Raw genomic sequence first — 4,267 nt, forward strand, 5'->3', positions numbered from 1 at the left:
GTGGTTGGTGAAGCGCACATCGGCCTGCGCGTTCTCGCCATAGGTGATGACGCGGCGATCTTCGATGCGGCTGACCAGCGCCTGCACCTCAGGATGATCGGTGCACATCACGCCAAAACCGTAGAACGGCACGTTCTCGACGAACTGGCGGAAGGCCTCGCGCACCTTGTCGAAACTGCCATAGTGATCGAGATGCTCGGGATCGATGTTGGTGACGACGGCGATCTCGGCCGGCAGCTTGAGGAAGGTGCCGTCGCTCTCGTCGGCCTCGACCACCATCCATTCGCCGTCGCCCATGCGCGCGTTGGTGCCATAGGCATTGATGATGCCCCCATTGATGACGGTCGGATCGAGCCCGCCGGCGTCGAGCAAGGTCGCCACCATCGAGGTCGTCGTCGTCTTGCCATGCGTGCCGCCGATCGCCACCGCCTGGCGAAAGCGCATCAGCTCGGCCAGCATCTCGGCCCGGCGCACGATCGGCAACAGCTTTTCGCGCGCGGCCTTGAGCTCCGGGTTGGATTTCTTGATCGCCGTCGAGACGACGACCACCTCGGCATCGCCGAGGTTCTCGGCCTTGTGGCCGACGAAGCATTCGATGCCCTTGTCGCGCAGCCGCTGCACATTGGCGCTTTCGGCCTGGTCGGACCCTTGCACCTTGTAGCCGAGATTGTGCAGCACTTCGGCAATGCCGCTCATGCCGATGCCGCCAATACCGATGAAATGCACAAGGCCGATGGTCTGCGGCATCTTCATGCGTGCGTCCCCTTCCTGAAATCCGAAACGGTTTTTTTCGACGCAATAGCCTCTGTGAGATCAGCGAGCAACCGTGCCGCGTCCGGCCTGCCTGCCGATTTCGCGCCCGCCGCCATCGCCGCCAGCCGCTCGGGAGCATCCATCAGCCCGCCGACGAGCGCTGCGATGCGTTCGGGCGAAAGCGAGGATTGTGGGTGCACTTCGCCGCCGCCAGCAGCGGCAAGGGCCGCCGCGTTCGCCGCCTGGTCGTGATCGAGCGCATAGGGGTAAGGCACCAGCAGCGCCGGCCGGCCAATGACGGCGATCTCCGAGACAGTCGAGGCACCGGAGCGCGAGATCACCAGGTGAGCGGTCGCTATGCGCTGCGCCATGTCGGTGAAGAAGGGTGAGACCTCGACGGCGACGCCAAGGGCGGCATAGGCCGCCTTGACCCGCGCCACGTCATCCGCGCGCGCCTGCTGCGTGATCACCAGCCGCTTGCGCTGGGCATCGGAAAGCAGCGCCATGGCTCCCGGCACGGCATCGGAAAAGAACTGGGCGCCCTGGCTGCCGCCGAACACCAGCAGGCGAAACGGCTGTTCCCCGGTCGACGCCGCATAAGCCGTCTTGGCCGCTTCCAGCACGGCAGGCCTGACCGGATTGCCCGTCGTCACCGTCTTGACGCCGGCAGAACTGGTGTCCTGCGGCAGGAAGCCGCCGGCGATGGCATCGACGCGGCCGGCCAGCGCACGGTTGGCGCGTCCCATCACCGCGTTCTGCTCATGGATCAGCGTCGGCACCTTGCGCCGTGTCGCCGCGTAGAGCGGCGGCAAGGTCGGATAGCCGCCGAAGCCGACGACGGCATCCGGCTTGATCCTGCCAATGATGGCGGAAGCCTGACGCACGCCGCGCCAGATTTTCCAGAAGGCGCCAAGCAGGGCAAAAGGATTTTTCGAGCCCATCGTCGCCGACTGGATCGGATGGATGGCGGCGGCCGGGAAATGGCTGGCGAAACGCTCGGCACGGTCGTCGGTCGCCAGATGTACCGACCAGCCGCGCTCGTTCAGCTCATGCGCCAGCGCCTCGGCCGGGAAAAGGTGCCCACCGGTTCCGCCCGCCGCGAGAAGGATGACGCCTCTGGCCATATCACTCCGCCGGCACGGCGCGTTGCGACAGGCCAAAGCCCATCTGCTTGCGCTTTTCCGGCCGCTTGCGTGTCAGCGCCAGCACCATGCCCATCGAGATGGCGATGGCGATCTGCGAGGAGCCGCCATAGGAGATGAACGGCAGCGTCATGCCCTTGGCCGGCACCAGCTGCAGGTTGACGCACATGTTGATGACTGCCTGCAGGCCGAAGACAGTGACGAGACCGCCGACCGCATAGCGGGTGAAATCGTCGTGTTCCTTCAGCGCCGTGTTGAGGCCGCGCAGCACGATGAAGGCGAAGATCGACATGATGAAGAAGCACATGATCAGCCCGAACTCTTCGCCGGCGACCGAGAAGACGAAGTCGGCATGGCTGTCGGGGATGACCCGCTTGACCGTGCCCTCGCCCGGCCCGACGCCGAACCAGCCGCCATTGATCAGCGCCTCGCGCCCCATGTCGACCTGGAACGTGTCGCCCTCGCCGGTGAGGAACTTGTCGATGCGCAAGGCAACATGCGGAAACACCGTATAGGCGGCAAAGACGCCGCCGACGCCGGCCGCCCCCAGTGCGACGATCCACAGCCAGGGCAGCCCCGCCATGAAGAACATGATACCCCAGGTGCCGGTCGTCAGCATGGTCTGGCCGAGGTCCGGTTGCGCCACCAGCAGCGACACGACCAGCACCAGCAGCAGCATGGCAAACAGATTGCCCGGAATGTCGGGCTGGCGCTTGTGTTCGGCAAACAGCCAGGCGCACATGATGACGAAGGCGGGTTTCAGAAATTCAGAGGGCTGGATGGACAGGCCGGCAAGCGACACCCAGCGCCGCGCGCCCTTCACCTCGACGCCGATGTAGAGCACCGCCACCATCAGCACCAGCATCAGGCACAGCATGATCAGCGCCATGCGCCGGATCTGCCGGGAATCGAGGAAGGACACCGCCAGCATCACGCCAAGCGCCGGCACGGTGAAAATGATCTGCCTTGTGGCGAAGTGGAAACTGTCGAGACCGATGCGTTCGGCCACCGCCGGGCTGGCCGCGAAGGACAAGACGATGCCAAGCCCCATCAGCGACAGGAACGCCGCCAGGAACCAGCGATCGATCGTCCACCACCAGGTCGCAACCGGGCTTTTGTCGAGACGGCTCTGCATTATCGTGCCCCTCCGATGGGTTTCACACCCTCGATAGCATTCGCAGCTTGCCTGAAGGCTTCGCCGCGGACTTCGAAATTCTTGAACTGGTCGAAACTGGCGCAGGCCGGCGACAACAGCACCACCGCCTCGCCGCTGTCGTCCTGGGCCGCATCGTGCGCGGCGTGCTCGACTGCCGCGGCCAGCGTGCCTGAAATCTCGTAAGGCACAGCCTCGCCCAGTGTCGCCGAAAAAGCCGGCGCGGCCTCGCCAATCAGATAGGCCTTGGCGATACGCGGGAAGAAACCGCGCAACGGCTCGATGCCGCCTTCCTTGGGCAAGCCGCCGGCAATCCAGTAGATGCGCTGAAAGCTCGACAGCGCCGGTGCCGCCGCATCGGCGTTGGTCGCCTTGGAATCGTTGATGAACAGCACATGGTCCTTGCGGCCGACCTGCTCCATGCGGTGCGCGAGGCCGGGAAAGCTTTCCAGTCCGGACTGGATCTCGCCAAGTTCCAGCCCGACCCTCAGGCAAGCGGCGACCGCCGCCAGCGCGTTCTGTGCATTGTGCTGGCCGCGCAGCGAGCCGATGCCTTCGAGGAAGGCGACACGGCTGTAGCGGCCGTGCACCGCCTCCATCAGATCGCCACCGTCGGCGAAATAGCCGTCGGTCAACGGCAGCCGCTTGGAAATGCGGATGACATGACGCCCCGCCCGCTCCAGCCGCTCGGCAATCTGCGCGCACCAGGAATCGTCGATGCCGATGATCGCCGTCTCGCTGCCGGCCACCAGCCGTTCCTTGATCGCGGCGTAGTGCTGCATGGTGCCGTGACGGTCGAGATGGTCGGGCGTCAGATTGAGCAGGATGCCGGCCGTCGGGTTGATCGAGGGCGCGAGGTCGATCTGGTAGGACGAGCATTCGACGACATAATGCCGGTCGGGCTCGGGCGGATCGAGCGTCATCACCGCGCGGCCGATATTGCCGCCCATCTGGGTGTCGCGGCCGGACGCCTTCAGGATATGCGCGGTCAGCGCGGTCGTCGTCGACTTGCCGTTGGTGCCGGTGATGGCGATGAAGGGCGCCGTTGGCGCACTAAGCATTCGCTCGCGGCAGAAAAGCTCGATGTCGCCGATGATCTCGACGCCTGAACCGCGCGCCAGCTCCACCGTCCAATGCGGCTTGGGATGCGTCAGCGGCACGCCTGGCGACAGCACGAAAGCCGAGAACTTCGCCCAGTCGGCACCGCGCAGATCGGCGG

Annotated in this window: 4 protein-coding genes; all 4 read right to left on the reverse strand. The window is 65.3% G+C overall.

Features of this window, described 5'->3' with window-relative positions; translation table 11 throughout:
* Positions 1-753: Mur ligase domain-containing protein (locus tag EN935_RS24535; RefSeq protein ID WP_245489038.1), on the reverse strand; the 753-nt coding region annotated here is incomplete at its 3' end.
* Entirely contained in the window at positions 750-1,877 is a 1,128-nt protein-coding gene (gene murG / locus EN935_RS24540; protein WP_109668253.1) for an undecaprenyldiphospho-muramoylpentapeptide beta-N-acetylglucosaminyltransferase, read from the reverse strand. The genes murG and EN935_RS24535, both read right to left, overlap by 4 nt.
* Position 1,878: 1 nt before the next feature.
* Complete coding sequence (gene ftsW, locus EN935_RS24545) at positions 1,879-3,030, reverse strand: putative lipid II flippase FtsW (RefSeq protein WP_027034940.1); 1,152 nt, start codon at positions 3,028-3,030, stop codon at positions 1,879-1,881.
* The coding region (gene murD, locus EN935_RS24550; protein ID WP_127373692.1) for a UDP-N-acetylmuramoyl-L-alanine--D-glutamate ligase at positions 3,030-4,267 on the reverse strand (1,238 nt) is incomplete at its 5' end. The genes ftsW and murD, both read right to left, overlap by 1 nt.

The sequence above is a fragment of the Mesorhizobium sp. M7D.F.Ca.US.004.03.1.1 genome (assembly GCF_003998635.1).
GTDB classification, from domain to species: Bacteria; Pseudomonadota; Alphaproteobacteria; order Rhizobiales; family Rhizobiaceae; genus Mesorhizobium; species Mesorhizobium loti.

Bases quoted from the DNA above. Each gene is read 5' to 3' on its own strand.
- murG (WP_109668253.1), bottom strand. From the start codon at position 1,877: ATGGCCAGAGGCGTCATCCTTCTCGCGGCGGGCGGAACCGGTGGGCAC.
- ftsW (WP_027034940.1), bottom strand. From the start codon at position 3,030: ATGCAGAGCCGTCTCGACAAAAGCCCGGTTGCGACCTGGTGGTGGACG.